The 22,052-nt window shown below is 65.0% G+C and carries 20 protein-coding genes; 16 read left to right on the top strand and 4 right to left on the bottom strand.

The window, feature by feature from the left end:
- The first annotated feature begins 66 nt into the window (after positions 1-66).
- Both ABEG17_RS06575 and ABEG17_RS06570 read left to right on the top strand, forming a co-directional pair.
- A complete protein-coding gene (locus ABEG17_RS06575) occupies positions 67-3,393 on the top strand; it encodes a hypothetical protein (RefSeq protein ID WP_406832482.1) in 3,327 nt (1,108 codons plus the stop codon).
- Positions 3,390-4,736: an SWIM zinc finger family protein gene (locus tag ABEG17_RS06570; RefSeq protein WP_406832481.1), complete on the top strand. Its 1,347-nt coding sequence runs from the start codon at positions 3,390-3,392 to the stop codon at positions 4,734-4,736. The genes ABEG17_RS06575 and ABEG17_RS06570 overlap by 4 nt, the downstream gene beginning before the upstream one ends.
- A gap of 23 nt (positions 4,737-4,759) precedes the next feature.
- Here ABEG17_RS06570 and ABEG17_RS06565 read toward each other — a convergent pair whose 3' ends face one another.
- Positions 4,760-5,191, bottom strand: coding sequence for a hypothetical protein (locus tag ABEG17_RS06565; protein ID WP_406832480.1), 432 nt, complete (start codon positions 5,189-5,191; stop codon positions 4,760-4,762).
- A gap of 182 nt (positions 5,192-5,373) precedes the next feature.
- Between ABEG17_RS06565 and ABEG17_RS06560 the strand changes: the two genes are divergently transcribed.
- The 13 genes from ABEG17_RS06560 to ABEG17_RS06500 all read left to right on the top strand — a co-directional run bounded on the left by ABEG17_RS06560 (position 5,374) and on the right by ABEG17_RS06500 (position 17,793).
- On the top strand, positions 5,374-6,528 hold the full coding sequence (locus tag ABEG17_RS06560; protein ID WP_406832479.1) for an IS30 family transposase: 1,155 nt from the start codon (positions 5,374-5,376) through the stop codon (positions 6,526-6,528).
- 799 nt (positions 6,529-7,327) lie between these two features.
- Entirely contained in the window at positions 7,328-8,554 is a 1,227-nt protein-coding gene (locus ABEG17_RS06555) for a toxic anion resistance protein (protein ID WP_406832478.1), read from the top strand.
- A gap of 91 nt (positions 8,555-8,645) precedes the next feature.
- The gene (locus tag ABEG17_RS06550; protein WP_406832477.1) at positions 8,646-9,125 is read left to right on the top strand and encodes a hypothetical protein; all 480 of its coding nucleotides are present in this window, start codon (positions 8,646-8,648) and stop codon (positions 9,123-9,125) included.
- Positions 9,125-9,688 (top strand): TerD family protein, encoded by a 564-nt coding sequence (locus tag ABEG17_RS06545; RefSeq protein WP_406832476.1) that lies wholly within the window; start codon positions 9,125-9,127, stop codon positions 9,686-9,688. The genes ABEG17_RS06550 and ABEG17_RS06545 overlap by 1 nt, the downstream gene beginning before the upstream one ends.
- A gap of 746 nt (positions 9,689-10,434) precedes the next feature.
- Positions 10,435-10,944: a hypothetical protein gene (locus tag ABEG17_RS06540; RefSeq protein WP_406832475.1), complete on the top strand. Its 510-nt coding sequence runs from the start codon at positions 10,435-10,437 to the stop codon at positions 10,942-10,944.
- A gap of 166 nt (positions 10,945-11,110) precedes the next feature.
- Positions 11,111-11,692 (top strand): TerD family protein, encoded by a 582-nt coding sequence (locus ABEG17_RS06535; protein ID WP_406832474.1) that lies wholly within the window; start codon positions 11,111-11,113, stop codon positions 11,690-11,692.
- Between the two features lie 129 nt (positions 11,693-11,821).
- The gene (locus tag ABEG17_RS06530) at positions 11,822-13,039 is read left to right on the top strand and encodes a DUF475 domain-containing protein (RefSeq protein WP_406832473.1); all 1,218 of its coding nucleotides are present in this window, start codon (positions 11,822-11,824) and stop codon (positions 13,037-13,039) included.
- The gene (locus ABEG17_RS06525; protein ID WP_406832472.1) at positions 13,036-13,848 is read left to right on the top strand and encodes a VWA domain-containing protein; all 813 of its coding nucleotides are present in this window, start codon (positions 13,036-13,038) and stop codon (positions 13,846-13,848) included. Before ABEG17_RS06530 ends, ABEG17_RS06525 begins: the two co-directional genes overlap by 4 nt.
- A 23-nt stretch (positions 13,849-13,871) precedes the next feature.
- Complete coding sequence (locus ABEG17_RS06520; protein ID WP_406832471.1) at positions 13,872-14,627, top strand: hypothetical protein; 756 nt, start codon at positions 13,872-13,874, stop codon at positions 14,625-14,627.
- A 13-nt stretch (positions 14,628-14,640) separates the two neighbouring features.
- Positions 14,641-15,243, top strand: a complete 603-nt coding sequence (locus ABEG17_RS06515) for a TerD family protein (protein WP_406832470.1) — start codon at positions 14,641-14,643, stop codon at positions 15,241-15,243.
- 113 nt (positions 15,244-15,356) lie between these two features.
- Positions 15,357-16,076: an HAD family hydrolase gene (locus tag ABEG17_RS06510; RefSeq protein ID WP_406832469.1), complete on the top strand. Its 720-nt coding sequence runs from the start codon at positions 15,357-15,359 to the stop codon at positions 16,074-16,076.
- Entirely contained in the window at positions 16,073-16,927 is an 855-nt protein-coding gene (locus ABEG17_RS06505) for a phosphoribosyltransferase family protein (protein WP_406832468.1), read from the top strand. Before ABEG17_RS06510 ends, ABEG17_RS06505 begins: the two co-directional genes overlap by 4 nt.
- Positions 16,924-17,793: a phosphoribosyltransferase family protein gene (locus tag ABEG17_RS06500; protein ID WP_406832467.1), complete on the top strand. Its 870-nt coding sequence runs from the start codon at positions 16,924-16,926 to the stop codon at positions 17,791-17,793. Before ABEG17_RS06505 ends, ABEG17_RS06500 begins: the two co-directional genes overlap by 4 nt.
- Positions 17,794-17,962: 169 nt before the next feature.
- Here the strand turns inward: ABEG17_RS06500 and ABEG17_RS06495 are convergent, their stop codons facing one another.
- The gene (locus ABEG17_RS06495; protein ID WP_406832466.1) at positions 17,963-18,283 is read right to left on the bottom strand and encodes an excalibur calcium-binding domain-containing protein; all 321 of its coding nucleotides are present in this window, start codon (positions 18,281-18,283) and stop codon (positions 17,963-17,965) included.
- Between the two features lie 347 nt (positions 18,284-18,630).
- Entirely contained in the window at positions 18,631-19,419 is a 789-nt protein-coding gene (locus tag ABEG17_RS06490) for an HNH endonuclease family protein (protein WP_406832465.1), read from the bottom strand.
- 779 nt (positions 19,420-20,198) lie between these two features.
- On the opposite strand from ABEG17_RS06490, the gene ABEG17_RS06485 reads away from it, so the two are divergent.
- Positions 20,199-20,975, top strand: a complete 777-nt coding sequence (locus ABEG17_RS06485; protein WP_406832464.1) for a hypothetical protein — start codon at positions 20,199-20,201, stop codon at positions 20,973-20,975.
- Positions 20,976-21,124: 149 nt separating this feature from the next.
- Here the strand turns inward: ABEG17_RS06485 and ABEG17_RS06480 are convergent, their stop codons facing one another.
- Complete coding sequence (locus ABEG17_RS06480) at positions 21,125-21,550, bottom strand: hypothetical protein (RefSeq protein WP_406832463.1); 426 nt, start codon at positions 21,548-21,550, stop codon at positions 21,125-21,127.
- Positions 21,551-22,052 lie beyond the last annotated feature (502 nt).

Here is a 22,052-nt window from a genome sequence, read left to right as displayed (position 1 = left end):
GCTGGGCCGCCCCTCAGACTCGTGGAGTTGCTGTCCACGTGGACCGCCTGATGTGAGGGGGAATGGATGCTCGTGCCATTTGTCGACAGGTTGGTCCCGGTGATGATCCGTGGCGACGTGGATGAGGCGCGGGTCCTGCTGGACTCCTTGGACGGGGAGTCGTTGCGGGAGGCGAAGGACTGGTTCGCCCAGAGCAAGCGGTGGGTGGCCGGCATGGAGTCCTTGCCGTACGTCGGCAAGGACGACCCTGACTATCGAGTCACCTACGAGACCTTCTACCAGGCTCAGTGGCTCATCGACATGTGCGCGGTCGCCCTGTGCGGCCCCGTGACGGCTGCGCGTCGAGTTCTGTGGAGCGAGCACTGGGACCACCAGGAACACTCAGGTCAGGCGGCCCTCGTGCAACAGCTTTGGGACGCCGACCGGGAGTGGGTCCGCGACTTCGTCGACGAGGCCGCGAAGGTCAGCCTTGGCGGGAACGCCCGCAACACGAACTGGACGCTTTCGCGCGTTCTGCGCGCGGTGGTGCTGCACCACAAGCTGCCTGCACCTCGAGGTGCCACGTTCCTCGCGGCGTGGTCGTCCGGCGCAGGCAAGCACGACTCCCTGACGTCGTGGTTGTCCCAAGACCCGTTGATGCCAGACCTGCTGTTCCACTACCTCGCCTCCGGCCACTGCGGGCAGACGCTCGATCTGCCGCACGCAGTGAAAGAACTGACCAGCCAGGGACTCGTTAACCGCGACGCGCTTTTGGAGCACGTGCTGACGTTGCTGACATCGCCCCAGCGACCAGCCAGCCAGAAGGTTCTCGCAGGAGTTCTGGCCGCGCTCGAAGTCACCGCCGAAGAGATCCCCGGGGGGCTGACATACATGCTCGGGGTGCTGGCAACAAGCCACGGCAGTGTCGGAAGCGCCCTGCTCCCTAATGCCATCGAGCTTGCGACCACCGCGGAGGAGCTGACAGACCTGACCATGGTCATCTCCGGCCGCCCGGAGAAGGCGCAGAAGGCAACGCTCCTTCGGGCGATGCGGTCCAAGGACGTCCGCTCGCGCATCGCCGTCGAAGACATTCTCGAGGCGATGCCGTTGCTGGCCAACGGTGCGGACTCCGCCTTCGCCCAGCGCGTGAGCCGAGCCATGTCCGACCTTGCTCCCACGGGTACGGCCGGCACGCGCACAGGTGAGGCGTCACAGCCGACGGCGCTCGGGTTGTGGGACCTTCGGCCAACGCCAGCGGGGACGGACACGCAGCCCCGCTACTGGACCTGGTGGGAGCAGCGGGCCACGTGGGCCGAGTTCCTGCACCCCAAGCACCACCAGGACGGGCAGCGAGAGTTCTTGGTCGAGCAAGCGCTGACCGCCATGGCTGACGGGTCCTTCGGCAGCGGTGGCAGCATCGGCGCTCCCGCCGCCGCCCTCATCGAGGCCGGGAAACTGTCCGTGTCGGCGTTCATCAAGGCCCTCGACGACCTCTTCGCTGCGGGTGGGTTCAGGCAGGCGTGGCCGATGGCACTGACTGTCGTGAATGCTGCCTGCGGCGCGGCGCGCAAGCCGGCCGGGTTGGCGAACCTGCTGGCGACTCTGGCGACATACGCCGTCGAGGTTCCTGAAGGTGGCGTACTGCCCCCACAGGTTGCCGCGCTGGCCGCCGGGACCGGCCACAGCAACGCGCAGGTGGAAGCTCGACGCTTCGGCGCGATTCTGACCGGCACCGATCCCGACACCTTCCTGGTGAAGCTACGGGCCGAGATGACCGACACGAAGTCCGTCACTGCGCCTCGGCAGGCCCCTGTGCGCGTCCGGGGTCTGTGGGAGGCGGCCAGTCCCGACTTCACCCGCGATCCGCACCCGTCTGACGTCGCCATGGACGACCTCGCCTTCGCTGACCTGCAGGAGCTGCGGCAGCTGCTCTGCGCTGACTTCAACTACTACGCGCTGAGCTACCGGCCGTTCTGCTGCATCCCCCCTGGCTACGGTTCAGAGACCCATCCCGGCACAGCCCTGACGTACCCCGACCGGGTGCTGGCGGCCACAGTGCGCGCGATTGGTCTGCACGGGCCGGAGGCGGTCCGGTCCGCCCTTGCGGGTATCGAACGCACCTCCCAGCCCCTGCACGTCGTCGGCGCCATCGACCTGTGGGCTGGCCGCGGCGTGGACACCAGCACGTTTTGGCGCTTGGCGCGCACCTCCGTGACTCACGAGGAGACAGTCCGACCTTGGTACGAGGACGAGTTCGTCCCTCGACGCGCGGCGTCCGAGAGGGCCCAAGCCCTTCCCAGCCTCCCGGATGCGCTGTCTTCCCCGGAGAACCCCGTTCAGCTGCCATCATCGCTGGACTCAGGGGCCGCTCGCTTGGCGTTCCTGCGTGCCTTGGAGTCGCTGCTCCTGGCTGAACAGAACTCTGTGGTCCTTTCGACCCCGGCATACGCTGACGGCACGCTCGACCTCGAGGACTTGGTGTCGCGCCTTCGTGCCAGTGAGGGGCTCGAGGTGGGCCCCCTTGACCTGGTCCAAGCACTCTGGCGCCTGCGCCGCGTCGACCAGTACGACGCGGACTCTCTCGGCCCGCTTGCCAGCCTGCGGACGGCGCCACGTCTGACCGACCCTGGCGGCGCGCAAGGGTGGGACGTGTGTGCGGTGGTTGGCGATTGGGTCGCCGCGGGAGGGTTGCCGTCGCTGGACCTGGTGGCTGTCGACGGTCGATGGACGACGACGGCTGTGGCGCCGGTCCCGTGGTCACGGTGCGTTGCGGCGCCGGGCGAGCTGCGTCAGGACCTGTGGTGGATCGGTTGGACACCCGACCTGATCAGGGTGATGCCTCGGTGGGCCGACCGCGCCTTCGTGACGGCACATGCCGAGTTCGGCTTCGGTTATGAGCCCCGGGACTTCCCTGGGCGCGCGGCAGGACCACTCGGTCTGGCCCTGCACGACTTCCTCTTGGGCCACCTCGGGCAAGACAGGCGCTACTTCCGGGACCACCAGTTGAATCCGGACCTGGACGTGGTCATCCGCGGGCGACTGGTCCCCGAGACCGCTGTGGCGGCCGCGCTCGGTCGGCACGAGGCGGGCACCCTGGCACTGGGACGAGTGACGCAGGGCGTCCGCACCCTGTTCGAAGCCGGTGGCCTGCGTGGCCTGTGGCCAACAGCGCTGCTTATCGCGGCTGCGCTGTGCCACGTCGACCGCAGGCCCGCGGCACTGCCCGAGCTCCTGCGACTACTCAGCGCGTACGCCCACGAAGTGCCAGACCGCACCGTTCCCCAACCTCTGCGCGACTTCGCGGGCAGCAAGGGCACAACCAAGGGTCACCTCGACGCACGCGCCCTCGTCGCAGCGCTCGACACGACGAGTGAGCTCCTTGTCAGGCCCGCCAGCGAAACGGTGAGCGGGTGAGCTCCTACGTGACCGCATCCGAGCTCATAGCTGCCCCTGATGGCAACCACCTAGACCTCGCTACTGCGTTGGCGGCGACTCCGTTGGGGTTGGTTCAGAACCCGGTGTTCTTCACCGGCGTCCTGAGCCGCCCCGACATCGCGGCCGCCGGCATGCTCGCCGTAGCCGATGTCGCAGCCAGCAGGTACGCCGACGCCGGCCTCATGGGCAGACTCGCGAACCTCGACCCCGTGGTCACAGCCAGCGGCGACCGGCTGCGATTCGAGTCCTTCTCGGCATGCAACGGCGTCCATGCCCGGCTCGACCTGCTCCCCGAAGCACTGGGCAGCGGGCAGGTCGGGTTCGGCACGACCAACGTCGACATCAACCAACCGCTGCGCACCGCCCTGGCCAGAGTGCATCGGGACCAAGCACTGCACCTGTCAGTCGGGAAGGGCGAACTTCGAGCATCGTCCCTGATTGAAACCCACGTCGAGCGAAAGGTGAACCTGCCCGAGCGATGGATTCGCGGCCTGGCCGAGGTACCCGCCCTGACCGAAGCGATGACTCTCGCTGGGCAGCTCACCGGTGCCACCCTCGCCGGATTCCTCGCCGACCTGCCACGGTCCGCCCCACCGGGCCCCAATGTGTACCTCGTTCCCAGCACACCGCGGTGGCGCCAGATGAACCGACGACTTCCAGGCGCCATCCCGCTGACCGGCGCCGGCCGCCTACGGGGGTGCGAACGCATCGCGCGCCAAGCCCAAACCTTGACCGTTTACATCGCACCCAACGACACCACAGCCTGGGTGTTCGACCTCCCCGGCGCACGCTTCACCTTGGTCCTCAGCCCAGACCCGTACCGCGGCTTCTCAGGCGAGGGAACGCTGCTGATGCAGCTCACGCGCAATGACACCGCCGCTCACGGCCAACGCCTGCTGGCCGCGCTCGACTGGTCACCAACGGTCGACAAGGCCGACCTCGCCCTGCGCACCGACATGACGCCCGGCGAGACAGCCGCCGGCCTCGCCTGGCTGGCCGGGGCCGGCTGGCTCGGATACGACCTCAGCGAGACCGCCTGGTTCCACCGAGAACTACCCATCGACGCCCACAAGGTCCTCCGCCGCCACCCCCGACTGACCGCCGCCCACAAACTCCTCGAAGACGGCGCCGTCACCCGAACCCCCGCCGGCTGGTCCGTCTCGGGCAGCCACGACAACCACTACGCCGTCACGACGACAGCGCCCGATTCGAACGGCAACCCGCGGCTGCGATGCCAATGCGCCTGGGAACTGGAGCACTCAGGAACACGTGGACCGTGCAAGCACATCCTCGCAATCACCATTGCGCTCAGATCGGCATGACCGGCCGCTCGCTTCGCGGCAGTTCAGTGCGTTTCCGTGGGGCGTGCGCGTCCCGACATCTCAATACCGAGCCCTGCGAGGCCGAGAGTTACGAGTAGCGCCGACGGCAGCAGCAGGGGAGAACGCAACGGCGCGCCATAGCTTTGCGCGGCCGCCATCACCCCTGAGGCCAGCGCGAGCCCGACCAGAAGCTCGATGGTGCTGAGGGTTAACGAGGGGCCGTGACGGTCCCCTGTCACACTTCGCAGGACCATGCCCGCCGTGTACATGAAGACTGCTGCGGCCAGTGCCAGCAACAGCCCCAGGGGTAGAAGCACGCCCTCGAGCTCGGCGCGGGGGTTTGAGCCCGCAACGACCATCACGCCGGCGAAGACGAATGCCGCTCCACCAACCAGCAGGTGGCCGACGCTGATGATGCTTCGCGCGGCGCCTCGGGACCGCTGATCGGTTGCCATGATTCATGGGAGCACAGGATGACAACGGTGAGCATGAGTACCGGTACTTGCCACCCATGCCACTACCTGAACCACAGCCTGCTGCCGACCTGGCCAGCTCGGTGACAACCGTCCGCTCTTCGGGGCGGTCTCACGGGGTCAGCGCAACACTTCCTTGATTCGACTGTGTCGAGGAGGTTGTCGTGGGTCATGGCGACTACGAGAGGTTGACGCCGCAGGCGATCGACCAGGTCTGGGTGCGGCTGAAGGCCGGTGAGGCTGCCAAGCCCACCGCTCGTGCGCTGGGGTTGTGCACCGGAACCGTGCGGGCGTACCTGATCCGCTGCGGTGGGATCCGGCCAGAGCCGCGCAGGCGTGCTGCTGACAGGTTGAGCTTGGCGGACCGGGAGGAAATCTCCCGCGGGCTGGCCGCAGGCGAGTCGATCCGGGCCATCGCCGCCCGCGTTGGGCGGGCACCGTCGACGGTCAGCCGGGAGGTCAACGCCAACGGTGGCCGACGCGGGTACCGGGCAGTGCGAGCCGACCAGCGGGCCTGGGCGCGGGCAACACGGCCCAAGGTGTGCAAGCTGGCCAAGGATCCGCGGCTGCGTGCGATCGTGGAGGACAAGCTGACCCAGCGGTGGTCACCCCAACAGATCGCCGGCTGGCTAAAACGGACCTACCCTCAGGACCCACGGATGCAGGTGTCACACGAGAGCATCTACCGCGCCCTGTACGTCCAGCCCCGCGGCGCGCTGAACAAGGAGCTCACCCGATACCTGCGCACCGGACGGGTCCTGCGCCGCCCCAAAGGAGTTCGCACCCCCGATGGTCGCGGATCAAGGCCGAACACGGTCAACATCTCCGCGCGCCCACCCGAGGTCGCCGACCGGGCCGTGCCCGGGCACTGGGAAGGTGACCTGGTCTTCGGCAAGGGAATGAGCCCGGTGGCGACCCTGGTCGAACGCAAGACCCGCTACCTGATGCTGGTCGCCCTGCCCCGAGGGGACCACCGCGCCGACGCCGTCGCGCACGCCCTAGCCGACGCGGTCACCACCTTGCCCAAGTCGCTGGCCAAGACCCTGACCTGGGACCTGGGACACGAGATGGCCCAACACCAGCAGTTCACCATCGCCACCGGTGTTCAGGTCTACTTCTGCGACCCCAAGTCGCCCTGGCAACGCGGCAGCAACGAGAACACCAACGGCCTGCTGCGTCAGTACCTGCCCCGCCGGCTCGACTTCCGCACCCTGACCCAAACCGACTTCGACGCCATCGCCGCAGAGCTCAACAACCGACCTCGACAAACCCTGGGCTTCAAGACACCATCAGAATCACTAGCGGAAGCGTTGCGTTGACCGCCTGAACCCGCAGGCATTAGAGGACGTTCAAGCTCGGCTGAACGCCCATCTGGCCGGCCCGCTCCCAAGCCCACCGTGCTAAGCCGCCCGGCCGCTGCGTTGGGACCGCGCCGCCGAACTCGTCCCCGCACGGTCCGCGAAGCGGACCGTGCGGCATTCCCCAGAGAGCGCATTGGTGTTCCAAGAACACTCAGGGGACATCCCAACGCGGAGGGACTCGACCGTTGGCGCCGAGGGTGAATCCCCAGGTCAGAACTAAAGTCCCTATCCCCCAGAGGCCCGGGGGTTCCACCCCTTAATCCAGCCAACCCTCCACGGAACCCTCCACGGAACTGTAGCGGCGACCTGCCTGCCAGAGTCCGTCGCCCCCAGGGATTACCGGCGCCGAGATGCAGGCCGGAGGCATGGGTTCCAGTGGTGAGGGTCGGCGGCCACGACAACGCCCTGACGCCTACGGCGCGCCGGGGCAAGGTCGCCGTACTACAAGCGGCACGGAGCGACATCCCCTCTCTAAGGTAGGGCTCTGACAACCTGTATGCCCGAATTGTCGGGTCGTCTGCGACTCAAACGCGACCGACGCAAAGCGACCTTTGTTGTTGTCTACGCGATCAACACCGTCGAGGACCTGACCGAGCACGACGGCGCCGAAGGATGGCGCAGGTATGTCGTTCCCGACCCGCTGGCCGCAGCAGTTTGGTAGAAAGGCGTGGGACCTGTCCGTTTTCGGATAGAACACATCACCAGCGTGACCTTTGTGCGCGGGGGCCTAGAACAACCACGAAAGTAGGACCGACCCATGACTGACCTCAACCTTGACCTGGCCAACTTCTCGGTACCCGCGTCGGGAACAGCGCAGGCGGAAGCGCCGTTTGTCATGGACACGCCAGCGCCAGTGCAGGTGGTCACTCAAGCCAAGGCGCAAGAGATGGTGCCGGTGCGCCCGGAGACTAAGACCGCTCTGGAGCAGAAGGCGGACCAGTGGGTCGTCTCACTCACCGCGGTCGACCCCAAGTCCCCGGAGTTCGGCAAGGCCTTGGAGTCCATCTCCAAGATGGGTGACTCTGACATCCGCCGCTCCTCTGAGGTCTCGAACCGCATGCTGCAGCGCTCGTCCTCGCAGATGGACAAGGCATCCCCGCAGTATCAGGTTGGCATGACCCTCACCACCCTGCGTGGTGTTGTCACCGACCTCGACCCGAATCGGGCGGACCTCACTGGGGCCCGCAAAGTCCTCAAGTTCATGCCCGGCGGCAACAAGATCGACGCGTACTTCCAGAAGTACCGTTCGGCGGAGTCGCAGTTGAACGACATCGTTAAGGCGCTGCATTCTGGACAGGACGAACTGCGCAAGGACAACGCAGCCATCCAGTCCGAGCAGGCCAACATGTGGACTGCCATGGAAAAGATGAAGGAGTACAACCTGCTCGCTGAGGCGCTTGACAAGGCGGTGGTGCAGAAGGTTGAGGACCTAAACATGTCGGGTCGCACTGAAGATGCTCAGGCGATCGAGTCGGATCTACTCTTCGCCGTGCGTCAGCGCCGCCAAGACATCATGACCCAGATGGCTGTGGCCGTGCAGGGCTACATGGCGCTCGGCCTGATCCACAAGAACAACCAGGAACTGATCCGGGGTGTGGACCGGGCCCAGACAACCACCTTGGCCGCGCTGCGTACCGCGATCATCGTCTCCCAGGCCCTCAGCCAGCAGAAGTTGGTCCTGGACCAGATCAACGCGGTCAACGAGACCACCTCCGACCTGATCTTGCGTACGTCCGAGCAGTTGAAGCAGCAGTCCGTGGACATTCACAAGCAGGCCGCCTCCTCAATGGTCAAGGTAGAAGCGCTGAAGCAGGCGTTCACCAACGTCTTCGAAACCATGGACGCGATCGATGCGTTCCGCGTTCAGGCGAACGACGCCATGGCGCAGACCATCGACGCCCTTGGGGGCGAACTGGACCGTGCCCAAAGCCACCTGCAGCGTGCGCGGAACTCTCAAACGAGCCAGCAGTCCATCGGATTCTGAACCGCTTCGCCGTGCCCTGGCCGCTCAAACCGGCGCGGGCACGGCGCCGCACCTGCCCTGACCCCGCCCGAGACCGCGAACAGAGGCCCTGATGGGACTGTTGTCTCGGCTCTTCGACGACGAGCCGCACCCCAACGCCGCACACGCCATGGTTCCGTCCGCGATCCACGATGACAGCACGCCGTCACTGCGGCGCAAACATGCCGAGGTAATCGCCGAAATCAACCGCAATGGGGGCAACCTCCCTCTAGCCGGGTCCGTTGTTGCCCGCCGTGTCACCGACGCCGTAGGTGCCGTTCTCGTGCGAGACGACGTTGAGCGGCTGGACCCATACGCCCGCATCACCATCAACGCCATCCTCGTCGACTACCTGCCGAACGCGATCCGTACATTCGTCGCGGCAGCCCGCGCCGGGGTGAGCGACCAACGCCTCCTCCTAGATCAACTCGATGCCTTGTACGACTCAGCCGCCAGGATCTTGTCCGCGTCTGAGGCGCATGACGTGCAGGCTCTGCAAACGCAGAGCAGTTTCCTGACCACGAAGTTCACCAAGTCCGATCTGGACCTGTGATGCCAACCCTGCCCTCGGGCGCGAATGTCACGCTCACCAAAGAGATCCCCGACCTGAAAGGCGTCCTCGCGGGGATCGGATGGTCCACCGACGGGGACACGGCTCTGAACGAGACTTTGACCGTAGCCGCGATCCTCTGCGACACCGACGGCCGCGCCTTGTCAGCCGAACACGTCGTCTTCTTCAACCAGCCGGTGTCACCGGACCTTTCAACCGCGTTAGTGCAGTGCACGAGCACCTATGACAAGGCCCACTTCGAGATCGATTTCACCCTCGCCCCCGCGCAGGTGGCGCGTGTTGCCCTAGTGCTTTACCTCAACGAGGGGGTCGGCACCCGGCGCACGCTGGGGCAGTTGCGTCGTTGCCACGTCCGAGTCCTCAACCTATCGAGCCGGTCGCAGATCGCGGGCAGTGCCGACTTGGCCGACACCTTTGGGACGGAGACCGCTACGGTCCTTGCCGACGTGTACCGGCACGACGGGGGGTGGAAGTTCAAGGTGACCAATCAAGGCTTCTCCACTGGCATCGACGGCGTCTTTGATCGGTACGGAGTATCTCGATGAGCGAGGACCCATTCAGCGTCTTCCGCGCATCAGGGCCCCCCGCTGCTTCCGAACCAGATCCTGGCGCCGAAGGTCCCGCGGATGAAGTGGACGGAGCGACTGCCCCATCCACCGCGCTCGAACGCGCCTCGACGACCGAGACCTTTCCCCGCGTCGCGGACGAGGGGAATGAGCGCTCCGACGCTGGAGCGTTCGACAAGTTCCGTCCAAGCGCGACCTCGCCGTCCCCGGTGCCTCCCGCGCAAGCAGGGCCGGAGCAGCCTCCATCGCCAGCACCCCCGACGTCCAACGCCTTCGGGAAGTTCACGGCGAAAGAAGCCAGCACGACCACCGGAAGCCCAGGTCAGTCGCCGTCCAAGCCGCAGGCGCCCTCCGTATTCGGAAGGTTCGCGGCAAGCAACGGGCCGACCCTGCCCGCGAACTCGGGAACGCCCCGGGCGATCCCTCCTGCACCACTTGTCCAAGGCACACGACCCGGAGACACGCAGGCGAGTTTGGCGGCCTCGCCCCCTGTCTCTTTCGACCTGGACCTAGATCTCCCTTCGCCTGGAGCCACAGCGGCACCTGTTCGTGGGCCGGTGAGCGCGACCGCGAGTGGGACCTCGCCAACGAACCTCGACCTTGACCTCAATCTGGATCGACTCGCCCCCGCCAACTCAGGAACTGATCCGACCCCATCCGGGCGACACCAGCCACTGGTTAACACCCTCGCGCAGTTGCCTGTCCTGCCACCCGGGGTCACCACGATGCTCGGCAGCGGCCGCCCCTCAGTTGCGGCCCTCAGCCGGGTCCAGACCGCTGTGGGCACTATGCGCTTCAGCCTCGATACGTCCGATCGGCTCAGTCTGACCTGCGTGTATGAGACAAGCGATGGAGCCACGGTAGCTGTCCGCCCCGGCGACACCACCCCTGTTCCCACGGTGGCTCAGACTCCATCCGGCCACATCGTGATCAACCTACGAAGGATCGAGCACATACAGCGCCTCCTTATCGTGATCCGCGCGGCGAGCCCCGAGACCCGATGGGCCGGAGTCGTCACCGCCACGCTCGGAGGGAAGACCCGAGTGCAGTTCCCGATCGAGGCCCCAATCGCGCACGAATCGCTGGCTCTGGCCACCGGTTTCGTGGTTGACGGACGACTTGCGGTGCGTGCCGAACAAGATCATGTCGACATCCCCCTGCGTGGCATGTGCGAGCGCTATGGCTACACCCAGATCGCGTGGAGAGACGACCGCACCCCCATCAACTCGATCTAAGACGGTCAATGTCGCCCGTATGCGGCCCAACGCTCCTATAGTCATCCTTTCCGGGGGGATGGTCCAACTCAGCCGTGCTCCACGGAGACAAGCCGTCAGGCATCCCCTGACGGACCAACGACACGGCACCTGACTCTCCACATCGGTGCGCAGGGAAGGAACTTGCATGACTGTCAACCTCTCCAAGGGCGGCAACATCTCCCTCACCAAGGAGGCCCCCGGTCTGACCCACGCAGTCATCGGCCTTGGCTGGGATCCCCGCGTCACTGACGGCGCTACGTTCGACCTCGACGCATCCGCGATCCTGTGCGGCGCCGACGGCAAGGCCCTTTCGGACGAGAACTTCGTGTTCTACAACAATACGAAGGACCCCAGCGGCGCCGTGCAGCACCAGGGCGACAACCGGGACGGCCAGGGCGACGGCGACGACGAGATGATCTTCGTCAGCCTTGCCGATCTTCCGCCGAGCGTCGAGAAGATCGTCTTCGTCGTCTCGATCGACCAGGCCGAGGCCCGCAACCAGAACTTCGGTCAGGTCGCCAACGCCTACATCCGCGTCTTGGATGCGAATAACCCAGACAACGCCATCACCAAGTACGACCTCGGCGAGGACTTCTCCACCGAGCGCTCGGTGAAGTTCGGCGAGATGTACCGCAACAACGGCGAATTCAAGTTTCGCGCGGTCGGCCAGGGCTATTCGGCGGGCCTCGCCGGGATCATCGCCGAATACGGCTTGATGGCTGGCTGACCGACAGCCACCCAAACGCCGGTCCTGCCCGCCGTCCGGTTGACATGGGCAGGACCGGTGGCCAGCCCTTCAGGGTCCGCACCACCTTGCCCACGCCTTTTCGTACGTCGAAGACAGAAGGACGCACCCTTGAGAATCCTTAAGCACTTCCGTTGGGACTTCCTGATCACCGTGATCGCGGTGTTCGTTGCGTTCCTCTACGGCGGTGCCGCCGCTGTACCCGTGACCATCATGCTGATCTTCTTGGAGTGCATCTTCTCCTTCGACAACGCGGCGGTGAACGCCAAGTACCTCAAGAAGATGAACCACTTTTGGCGGGTCATGTTCCTCTCCGTTGGCATCATCATCGCCGTTGTCGGCATGCGTTTGGTCTTCCCCTTCGTGATCGTCTGCCTCTCTGGCAAGGTCGGGCCGCTGGAGGCATGGTCCCTGGCGATGGAGAAGGGTGACCCGAACCAAGAGGGCACCTACGGTCACATCCTTGAGCAGGCCCACCCGACCATCGCTGCCTTCGGTGGCATGTTCCTGCTGATGCTCTTCCTGAACTGGCTCTTCGACACCGAGCGCGATTCCGCCTGGCTTGCACCGATCGAGCGACCCCTGATCCGCGCAGGTCACTTCGACTCGATGAGCGTCGTCGTCGGTGGCAGTGCGCTGGTCGCAGCCACGTACTACCTGGCTGACCCGGACCACCAGTTCAGTGTGCTGTTCTCCGGAGTCCTGGGAATGCTGACCTTCCTCCTCGTCAACGGCCTCGCCGCATACATGGAGACGAAGAACGAAGAGAAGCAGGCAGCCCTGGAGAGCGCGTCCGGCACCAGTACTGGGCAGGCCCTGCTGCTCTCCGGCCAAGCCGCGTTCTCGATGTTCCTCTTCTTGGAGGTCCTCGACGCATCCTTCTCATTCGATGGCGTCCTGGGCGCGTTCGCGGTTACCCAAGACCCGATCATCATCGCCATCGGACTGGGTGTCGGCGCCATGTACGTGCGTTCCATGACGGTGTACCTGGTCGACCATGACGCGCTGGACGAGTTCGAGTACATGGAGCACGGCGCCCATTGGGCCATCGGCATCCTCGCAGGCATGTTGCTGTTCACTCTCAAGTTCCACATCGCGGACTGGGTCATTGGTATGGCAGGCATCGTCTTCGTCTCTGCGTCCATTTGGGCGTCGGTGCGTAAGAACAACCGTGAAGCGCTCCCCGAGACCTCGGACGAGCCTGCCCCGGGCATCTACGCGTCGCACCCGGACCATCACCACGTCGACAACGATGGCGGCACGGGCGAGGTGCGCTCGGCGGAGTACGTATCAGCCAGCGACAACAAGGACCCGGGGAACCAGGCATGAGCGTCTTCGATCGCTTCAAGGCCCAGCCCGCTGCCGCCGGGTCTCCAGCGACCGCGCCCGTCACGATCGCACAGTTCACTTCAGCGCCGGGGGCCTCCGCGGTTGCCCCCGGCGTCGACCTGGCCAAGCGTGCACCCGGGCTTATCGACCTGCACAAGAAGGCCGGGATATCTCTGGCCAAGAACAACCTCATCGGCGTCAAGGCCGCGGTCTACCTCGTCCTGGACTACTCCGGTTCAATGGCCCGTTACTACCGGGACGGGACCGTGCAGGCATTCACGGAGCAGGTTCTCGCTGCTGCCGTGCACTTCGATGACGATGGGTCCATCCCAGTGATCCTGTTCGATGCCAAGGCCCGCCCAGCCGAGGACGTCACCATCGATGACTATCAGGGTGCGGTTGCTCGCATGCAGAAGCGGGCGGGGCGCATGAGCACGACAAACTATGCGGGCGCAATGCAGGCCGTGATCGGTCACTACCAAGCCTCCGGTGCGACCGCCCCCGCCTTGGTCATCTTTGAGACCGACGGGTCCCCGGACAGCCGCCGCGATGCCGAGGCCGTGCTCTGCCACGCCTCGACACTGCCGATCTTCTGGCAGTTCGTCGGGTTCGGAGACGACTCGTTTCAGTTCCTCAGGAAGTTGGACGACCTGGCCGTCCCGCAGAAGCGCGCCATCGACAACGCCGGGTTCTTTGCGGCGGGCCGCAACCCGGCCGCCGCGGACCCCGGCACGCTCTACGACAACCTCATGGGCGAATTTCCCGACTGGCTGGCCCAGGCCCGTCATCAGGGCATTGTCCGCAACTAGACCGGGACATAGGAGGATCAGCGGTGAGTAGCCCGTTCGACAAGTTCACGAAGCCGGAGGTGCCCGCGGCGCCTCCCCTCATGGCGCCTGCCGCCGTCGGGCCCCCCAAGATCAACTTTGACCGCCAGCCAGCCGCACCGAACCTCGACCAAGCCTCAACCGCGGTCCAACCCACCCCCACGCAGCACACCAGCGGCACGATCAACCTGTCCAAGGGCAAGAGCATCAACCTGTCCAAGGGCAGCGGCCTCATGACCGCCACGTGCTCTTGGCCGCCTGCGACCGATTACGACGTCTACGCCCTAGTCCTCTTCACGGATGGCCGGATCGAGACCGTCAGCACCTTCGGGATCAAGGGCCGCGAGCAGGACTACCGTGCCTCCACCGTGGACGGTTCCGTCAGGCACCTTGGTGACGTCCGACGTTCGAACGCCACGACGGCGTCAGAGACTGTAGAGATCCGGCTTACCCCCGACGTCGTCGCGGTCCTCCCCGTCGTCTACTCGGCACAGTCGAACGGCACGGGCTCGTTCCGCCGCTACCAGGTGTCGATGAGCATCGACAACGGCGCAGGAGCCACCGTCGTCATCGACGCCTCCAACGCGAGCGACAACGACCGCATCTACTCGTGCGTACCCGGCATCATCATCAACGCTGCCCACGGCGTGAAGATCGAGGCCCGCGAGGAGTACTCCCGCCCCGACTCTGAGAACCGCCCAGTACTGAACCGTGATCTGTCCATTGCCATGGACGCCGGTCCCCTCAACGCCTACAAGTAAGCGAGGAACATCTGTGAGCATCAACCTAAGCAAAGGCCAAACGATCAACCTGGCCAAGTCCAGCGGTGGCACCCTGACCAATGTCCGTATGGGTCTCGGGTGGGACGAGCGCCAGGCGGCGCCGGTCAAGAAGGGCTTCTTCGCTCGAATGGCTGCTTCAGCCGGTAGTGGCGGCATCGACCTGGACGCGTCAGTCATCCTGATCGGCGGCGGGCGCGTCCACGAGATCGTCTACTTCGGCAATCTCAAGTCCAAGGACGGCTCGATCAAGCACACGGGCGACAACCTCACCGGCGCCGGTGACGGCGACGATGAGTCGATTCTGGTCGACCTGTCGAAGGTGCCTGGCCAGGTCGAGCACCTGGTCTTCACCATCAACTCGTTCTCAGGCGAGTCTTTCAACCAGATCGCGAATGCGGTCGCTCGAATGGTCGATTCGAACAACCGCGACGAGGAACTGGTCCGCTATGAACTGACTGGCGCCGGCGGGCACACCGCGATGGTCATGGCAAAGGTCTCGCGCTCGGGCGGAGGCTGGGCGTTCACCGCCATCGGTCAGCCCGGCAACGGCCGCACTGCCAAGGACCTTCAGACCTTGGCCCTGCGGGCCGTCTGACCTGGCCGCGCCCGCAATCCGAACATTGAAGGCCCGCCCGGTCAGCCCGGGCGGGCTTTCGTCCAGGAGGGCGCTGCTACGCCCCACCCCTCTGATAGAGAGGACCCGTTCCCGTGCACGCCACCAACATCCGTGCAGTCAGTTTTGACGTGTGGGTCACTCTGATCCGGTCCGATCCAGGCTTCAAGCCGCGCCGCAACGAGGATCTGCGGCTGAGGTTCGCCCCCCACCTCGACTCGGTGGTCTTTGACAGCGCCGTGAGGGCCTACGACAAGAAGGCCGATGTGTTGGCTGAAAAGACCGGCTCGGATTATGGGTTCGTCGACCGGCTCGCCCTGCTCTTTAACGGCCTCGAAGTGCCGTTCGACCCTTCCTCAGACGCGGTGGAAGAGGCGTACGTCGAACAGGAACGGCTAGCACGGCTGTTGCACCCGCGTCCATACCACGCCGACCTGCCCGAGATGCTGCGTGACCTGTCCTCGGTCATGCCGCTCGCAGTGACGAGCAACACCGGCATGCTGCCAGGGACCTTGATGCGGCGACTGCTGGACCAAGCCGGGTTTGCGGGCGTGTTCACGCATTTCACGTTCTCCGACGAGGTGGGGGTCAACAAACCCAAGCCGGGAATCTTCGCTCACATGTTGACCGGTCTCTCAAGCACGATCCCGACCCTGGCGGCCGCCGAGGTCCTTCATGTCGGCGACAACCCAGTCGCTGATGGCCACGGAGCGACGGCGTTCGGAATGCAAGCCGCGCTGGTCAACACCACTGATGTTGTGTCCGCCCCGGTGGATGCTTTCGTGAAAGCCTTCCTGCTGAAGGTAAGAAGATGACAGTCGCGGCCATCGGGACCGTGCAGCGGATTGCCGCTTACCGGCTGGCCGGCGACGTCCACGACATCCGCGACCAACACGGCCGGGTCTTCGACCTCGCCACCTACTCGAAGATGAAGCACGGAGATTTGAAGGCCCTCGCCGCGATGGCGAAAGAACTCGCACACGCTCTCGCGGATGAAGCGCCATTCCTGGTCACCAGTGATCGGCAGATCTTGCTGCCTGTGGCCTACATGGCTGTCGTCCCTGCCTGTTGGCACCTCGCGCAAGGGGTATGCGCGGTGCTCAACGCCGAACGTGTCCCGGCTGGGCTCCCCGCCGCCCGAATCATCCGGATCGCCAAAGACTCTGTGACCGCAACCGACTACGCCGCCTCGGACGCGTCTGAGCGCGAAGCGGAAATGGCCCGCATCAAATTCACGCTGGACGAGCCGATCACCGGCGCGCATGTGATCTTGGTGGACGACGTGCGCGTTACCGGGCTGGCTGAGAAGACCGCGGTCACAGCGATCAGCCATGACGCCCCAGCGTCGCTGACCCTGGGATATGTCGCGGTGATCGATCCGCCACTTTCTGCAAGTCCGCACGTAGAGGCGGTCATGAACCAGGCAACTGTGAGGTCGATCGCCGACATGGCGCCCTCCGTACAGACGGGGGAGTTCGCCTTGACCATCCGCTTTCTCAAGCGGGTTCTCAGCGCCCCCCACGAAGACCGCGCCGCGTTCCTGGCGACATGCCCCGCCGGTCTGCTGAGGGAGATGGCCGACGGAGCCGACGCCACCGGTGAGGCTTTCGTGGCCGCTTACGCCGCCGGGGTCGCAGACCTTACCGCCGAGGTGGCCGCGCTGTGATCATTGAGCCGAATCGGGCAGCGTCCGAACGGATCTCGCTCAGCCAACTGTTCCTCGGACCGGGCGGAGCCCTGACCATGGCCGGGAGCGTCGACCTGGCCGACTACAGCCGGTTCAAGCACGGCGACCTGGCTGTGGCGTCCACCTACGGAGCAGCGCTCGCTGAGGCCTTCGCCGCACGCCTTTCGACCGAAGTCACGCGCCTCAAGGTCACCTCATCGGCTTTCGGATTTGTGCCCCCAGCCGCCTACTCCCTGGTGGCTCCGTTCGTCGACAGACTCCGGGCGGTCACGCACCTTGAAGTGGAGTACTTCAAGGTCGACAGGCTCACTGTGACCAACGGCGACTACGCAACCATGCCCATCGAACAGCGCAAGCGGGCGCTGGGGGACGGCTCGTTGTTAGTGGACCCCCAGGCATCCTTGGTCGGTGAGCATGTGGTGGCAGTGGACGACGTACGCATCACGGGAACCCACGAGGCTGTAATGGACGACTGCCTGGTCAAGGGTGGGGCGGCCTCGGTGCAGCACCTGTACGTCGTCGATGCCTTTCAATCGCGGCACAATCCGGTTGCCGAAGGTGCCATGAACGCGGCCTCGGTGCGCACCACGGCGGATCTAACCGACATCGCGAACAGCCCGACATTTGCGCCGAACGCACGCTTCTGCAAGTGGGTCATCACGCTCCCGGAGCACGAGATGATCAAGTTTATCGAAACTGCGCCCGAGGCGGTGACCCGCTGGGTCGTTGAGGCCGTCGCTCTTGACGCCCTTCACCGATATCCGGCATACGCCGCGGGCGCAGCGGCCTTCCGAAGAATGGCCGCTGGGGACATCGGGCGGGTCGGCAGTCACACTCGCTTCTGACGACAGCCAACGAAGGGCCGGACGCCGCGAGTTGCGCCTGCGCTGGTCAGCCACCAACCGTCCCGTCAGTCGCCCAGCAACATCCAAAGTGAGTGTGCGAACGATCGCTCCCCGGTGTCGTCCCGCATGATTGTTGCGTCGGGGGCTGTTTGGCGGGTGCGAGGCGTCGTCAATTGCCCGCGCAGCCCTCGCCATCCCCGTCACGGTCGAGGTCACGTGAGTAACCCGGATCGCCTATGCGGATCGGGGCCGCCCCCGCCGCCCGGACCGCATCACAGTTTTCGTAGTACACGTCCCGCACCGCTGCCCGACGAGCCGCCTCCGCGGCGGCCGTCTTCGCCTTTGCCGCCTGGTTGGCTTCCTTCGTCTTAGCCGTCGAGGCGGCTTTCACCTTGGCGGCTGCGGCGACCTTTGCCTTGGCCTTCGCTGCGGCCCTTGCCTTCGCTGCTGCCTCTGCCTTCGCCTTCGCATCGGCTGCAGCCTGGTCCACCGTTTCGAGGCTGGTCGGTGAAGATGTTGCATTCGTCGCCGCCAGCGGGGTCCTAGTCGACGGGGAGGCCGACGACGTCGAGGCGGTTACAGCCAGCGGAGCCGCGGATGCGGGATCCGGCTTGTCCTCTCCGCTACCAGCGATCCCCACCAATACCAGTGCCGCAACCACGGCACCGATCTTGCCCCTCTTACTGCGCGGCAGAAGTCTCACTGTATCCCCTGTACTTGACTCCATTCGGGATCGCAACGTAATAGGGGCTAGCGCGGGATTGGACACTAACCAGGAACTTGCCCATACGAATCACTGAAGTGCAGGACCGCCCAGCGGCGCCAATCGTGCGCTGATTACGAACTACTTGAGCCATCGACGGGGTCAGGGGTAGTCCATCGGGCTGCCGCCGGTAAGGGCTCGCCCGGACACGTGTCGAGGACGCGTGTGATGGCGTCTCTTTCAGGGGCAGTCAACCACAGGCCGTACATCTTCTTCACTGCAACTTGGCGAGCGACATACTCACATCGGATCGACGTGTTCGGTGGAAGCCATGTTGCCGCGTCCCCGTCACTCTTCTGCTGGTTCAAGGGCCCGTCCACGGCCCACAGGTTGAAAGGATCGTTGGCAAGGTCCTTGCGCCTTGCCAGTGAAGTCTGTTGCGCCCCAGTCTGCCAAGCGTTCGACAGAGACACGATGTGGTCGATCTGCACCGCACTGCTGTCTCCTCCGCGCACAAAGTCAACCCTCTTGCCGGAATAGGGGTCGTCAAGAGCGCCGGACATGACAGTGCACCCGTTGGAATGGGCCTTGATGACATTTTCTGTTAGGTCGCGGCGTAGAACATCGTTGCGGGTGTCGCAGCCATTATGGCCCCCTTGAACATCGACGTCGTCGGTCCATGCCTGCCCAAATTGTTCCCGGTAATATCCGGTCTTTGATGCTCGCCCTTTGACGGGCAAAGTGTTCAAGACGGCCTGCGCGGACCCTGCCTCAACCGGGTTAGTCCTTTCTATGGTTGAGGCATCATTGGGATAGGCGCGCGTGACCTCTCCCGGTTCTGAACCGGACCAGAACAGTGTTGACGGTGTCAACTCCGCCAAGGCCGTGAATACGATTGCTAGGGCGAGCGGTCCGCCGACCATGACAGACACACGCGTGCGCGACGGCCGTGCCGCTTTGTCAATCCTCGTCGGTCCCAAGCGTCATCCCCCCATTTGGCTACGTCGAACAAGACCTCGCCGAGTCCGGCCAGAGGGTGCGAGGGATCATCCTCGTCCTCGACGACGACCGCAAAATGCGCCGCGCACTCGCAGTAGCACCGACCATCCAATTAATCCCGTATGAGGTGAAGTCCAGACGCCAAGGCGTAGGCACGAAGATGCTGGCGGCCCTGATCGGATCGCCTGTGGGCTCCCTCACAGGCACGCGTCCTGAGGGCGTCGCGCCGTCCTGGCGAGGCCGCGTGCGCGGCTGTGGGCATCAACTGTTGGGGATGGCCAATCCGCCGTCGATTATGGCGAACCCTTGGAAACTAGACGGCCAGGCAGAACGGGCAGGACACAACCCAGCAAGGCCAGCCACGCGTCCCCAACCCTAATGGTGCGAAAGCCGAGCCGGCCATTGCCGCAGCGCCGGATACAGGCGGATCAGCCCGACGAAGCCCAGCCCAACCAGAACCACGGATATCGACCCTGGGACGCCATGTCACGTCTCGGAGGATCGAATGCTGGCAGGAGGTGACGTCAGACGGCGCGTCCCTGCACGGGTCTGCACTCACAGAGTTTGGCGAGTCCGCCATCGGAACGAGCAGGCACACGACGTTCGTCGGAAGTGCCTCGCAGTTCGAGCCGGTTCACTAAGACCTGCCGTCGCTAGGGCCACGGACATCGCTCGGCGCGCTGCGGGTGGGGAGGGGTAGGAGATGACTTGGATCGTGGTGCCGTCGATCACCGGAGGGTGGGACGTGTTCACGACTGGGACGAACGAGGCTGTCGCACACGCGGAGAGTGCAGAGGCCGCCGCGAGCGCCGCCGCGAGGCGCGCCGGCACTGACGGGTGGGCGGTCATCATGGGAGCCAACGGGCGACCGCAACGAGAACTGCGCGTGGATGCAAACGGCGTCCTGACCGACAACTCCGACGTGAAACGCTCAAACCCCGTAGACGCTGCGGATGCTGACAAGCCCAACCCAGTACTAGAAGCGGTAGAGCGCGTCCATACGGACTGGGACGACGCAGATAAGTGGACCGGCAGGGTGATGAGTAAGTGGTTACCGTTGGTAGCGCTCATCGTTGGGCCATCGTTGAATGGTCTGATCCGCCCGGCCATTGCCAGCCAAACCACGTTTGTGGGTGTGTTCTTCTCCACGCTTGCTTGGTCTTTGGGGATCGCGATGCCGATAATCATGCTGGGGACCTTCGAGCCCGAGAACCCACTCGCTGGCGGGGCCATAGTTGTAGGGTGTCTCTACCTCGGGATGTACGTGGCGCAGTCCGTTGGGGAAGGGACGTACACCGAGTCGGTCCCTCTCAACGGGACGTGGGCGAACTCGGGTACGCAACTGCACTTGATAGGCATCGCGTGGGACTTCGTCCACGCCGCCATGGTGTCGTTCGGCGTCATCGGCGCGCTCATTGGAGCCGTGTCGGGAGGTGTCTTCGGTCGGTGGGTCTGCACGCACGTCCTCGGGGTTGACTGATCGGCCCACATGGACGAGGTGTCTGCGAGGTACGCCGCGCGTATAGGCGACTCCTGATCGTGGCAGTTGTGGCCACAACTTGAGGGGGCAGCCGCTTAGAACCAGACCTTCGCGACGACGGTCAGTGTCAGTGGCCCAGACTTCTCTCTTCACGTGAAGTAGACGCGCCATACGCGTCCGCGAAGCGGGTCGCCGTAGATGACCCCGCCTTTCTCGCAGGCGTAGTTGAGTCGCTTTCCCTTGATCGAATCAGTCGCCCCACCAAGGGCCGAGCACCGGTTCCCGTTGCGGAGTTGGTAGCCCCAGGGGCGGCCTGCCGTCTCGGAGCCGCTGGTCTCTTCGGACTGGCCGACCACGCCGATCTTGAGGTAGGAGCCACTCCAGGGGGCTATCGGGCACGCGAGGCCGTCCCCGTTGTCCGCGCCGAAGCATGGGTCGAAGACATTGCCGCCATCAGCCGCGGGGGAGGTGAAGTGCCGCTCGGCGAAGCCGCGGCACACCGGCCTATCAAGCTGGGCGAGCCTGCCGAGGCGGTGTTCTAGCTTGCCGAGCAACGTTGGTCGAACAACGACCACCCGACCTTGAGGATGCGGAACGCTGCCGAGAATTCGTTCACGAGCTCGCGTGGGTCGCCACTCGGCGTCATCTCGTTCATCGGCAACGGGTACCGCCCGTCCCGCGCCGCACGAACCCTTATAGCGCTGGCCCGGGTCATGTTGGGCTACAACAAACTGTGCGCATCGCCACTGAGCTGCCGCCACAACGCAACCACAGCGCCACGCTGTTGAACCTCCGAGAAGACGACCTCTCCCGCATGCCGGATGACCGACGTGTCCCAGTGCCTTACCTCTCGCACACCTTTCAACGACTTGCTCGGCGTTCACAGCGGCACCCGCAGACTCTTGCTGTACCCCGGGCGCGGCACCTCGCTCGGATTGCCGTTGTAGGTCGGCGCTGGCTGGACGACCAACTACCAACCACTCATGTGACCACTCACCGTCCGCGACATCACCCCACCGCTGCCGTATGCCTGGTTCCACACGCCGCGGGCGACCGCCGCGCACGGGAGGGCACACC

It is taken from the genome of Pedococcus sp. KACC 23699, from assembly GCF_045348425.1.
Lineage (GTDB): Bacteria > Actinomycetota > Actinomycetes > Actinomycetales > Dermatophilaceae > Pedococcus.
Note: the sequence above shows the minus strand (reverse complement) of the source record. Positions and strands in the feature narration are given on the sequence as shown.

Coding starts and splice junctions, on each gene's coding strand:
- ABEG17_RS06575 (WP_406832482.1), top strand. CDS start 67: ATGCTCGTGCCATTTGTCGACAGGTTGGTCCCGGTGATGATCCGTGGC.
- ABEG17_RS06565 (WP_406832480.1), bottom strand. CDS start 5,191: ATGGCAACCGATCAGCGGTCCCGAGGCGCCGCGCGAAGCATCATCAGC.
- ABEG17_RS06555 (WP_406832478.1), top strand. CDS start 7,328: ATGACTGACCTCAACCTTGACCTGGCCAACTTCTCGGTACCCGCGTCG.
- ABEG17_RS06550 (WP_406832477.1), top strand. CDS start 8,646: ATGGGACTGTTGTCTCGGCTCTTCGACGACGAGCCGCACCCCAACGCC.
- ABEG17_RS06545 (WP_406832476.1), top strand. CDS start 9,125: ATGCCAACCCTGCCCTCGGGCGCGAATGTCACGCTCACCAAAGAGATC.
- ABEG17_RS06540 (WP_406832475.1), top strand. CDS start 10,435: ATGCTCGGCAGCGGCCGCCCCTCAGTTGCGGCCCTCAGCCGGGTCCAG.
- ABEG17_RS06535 (WP_406832474.1), top strand. CDS start 11,111: ATGACTGTCAACCTCTCCAAGGGCGGCAACATCTCCCTCACCAAGGAG.
- ABEG17_RS06525 (WP_406832472.1), top strand. CDS start 13,036: ATGAGCGTCTTCGATCGCTTCAAGGCCCAGCCCGCTGCCGCCGGGTCT.
- ABEG17_RS06505 (WP_406832468.1), top strand. CDS start 16,073: ATGACAGTCGCGGCCATCGGGACCGTGCAGCGGATTGCCGCTTACCGG.
- ABEG17_RS06490 (WP_406832465.1), bottom strand. CDS start 19,419: ATGGTCGGCGGACCGCTCGCCCTAGCAATCGTATTCACGGCCTTGGCG.
- ABEG17_RS06485 (WP_406832464.1), top strand. CDS start 20,199: ATGACTTGGATCGTGGTGCCGTCGATCACCGGAGGGTGGGACGTGTTC.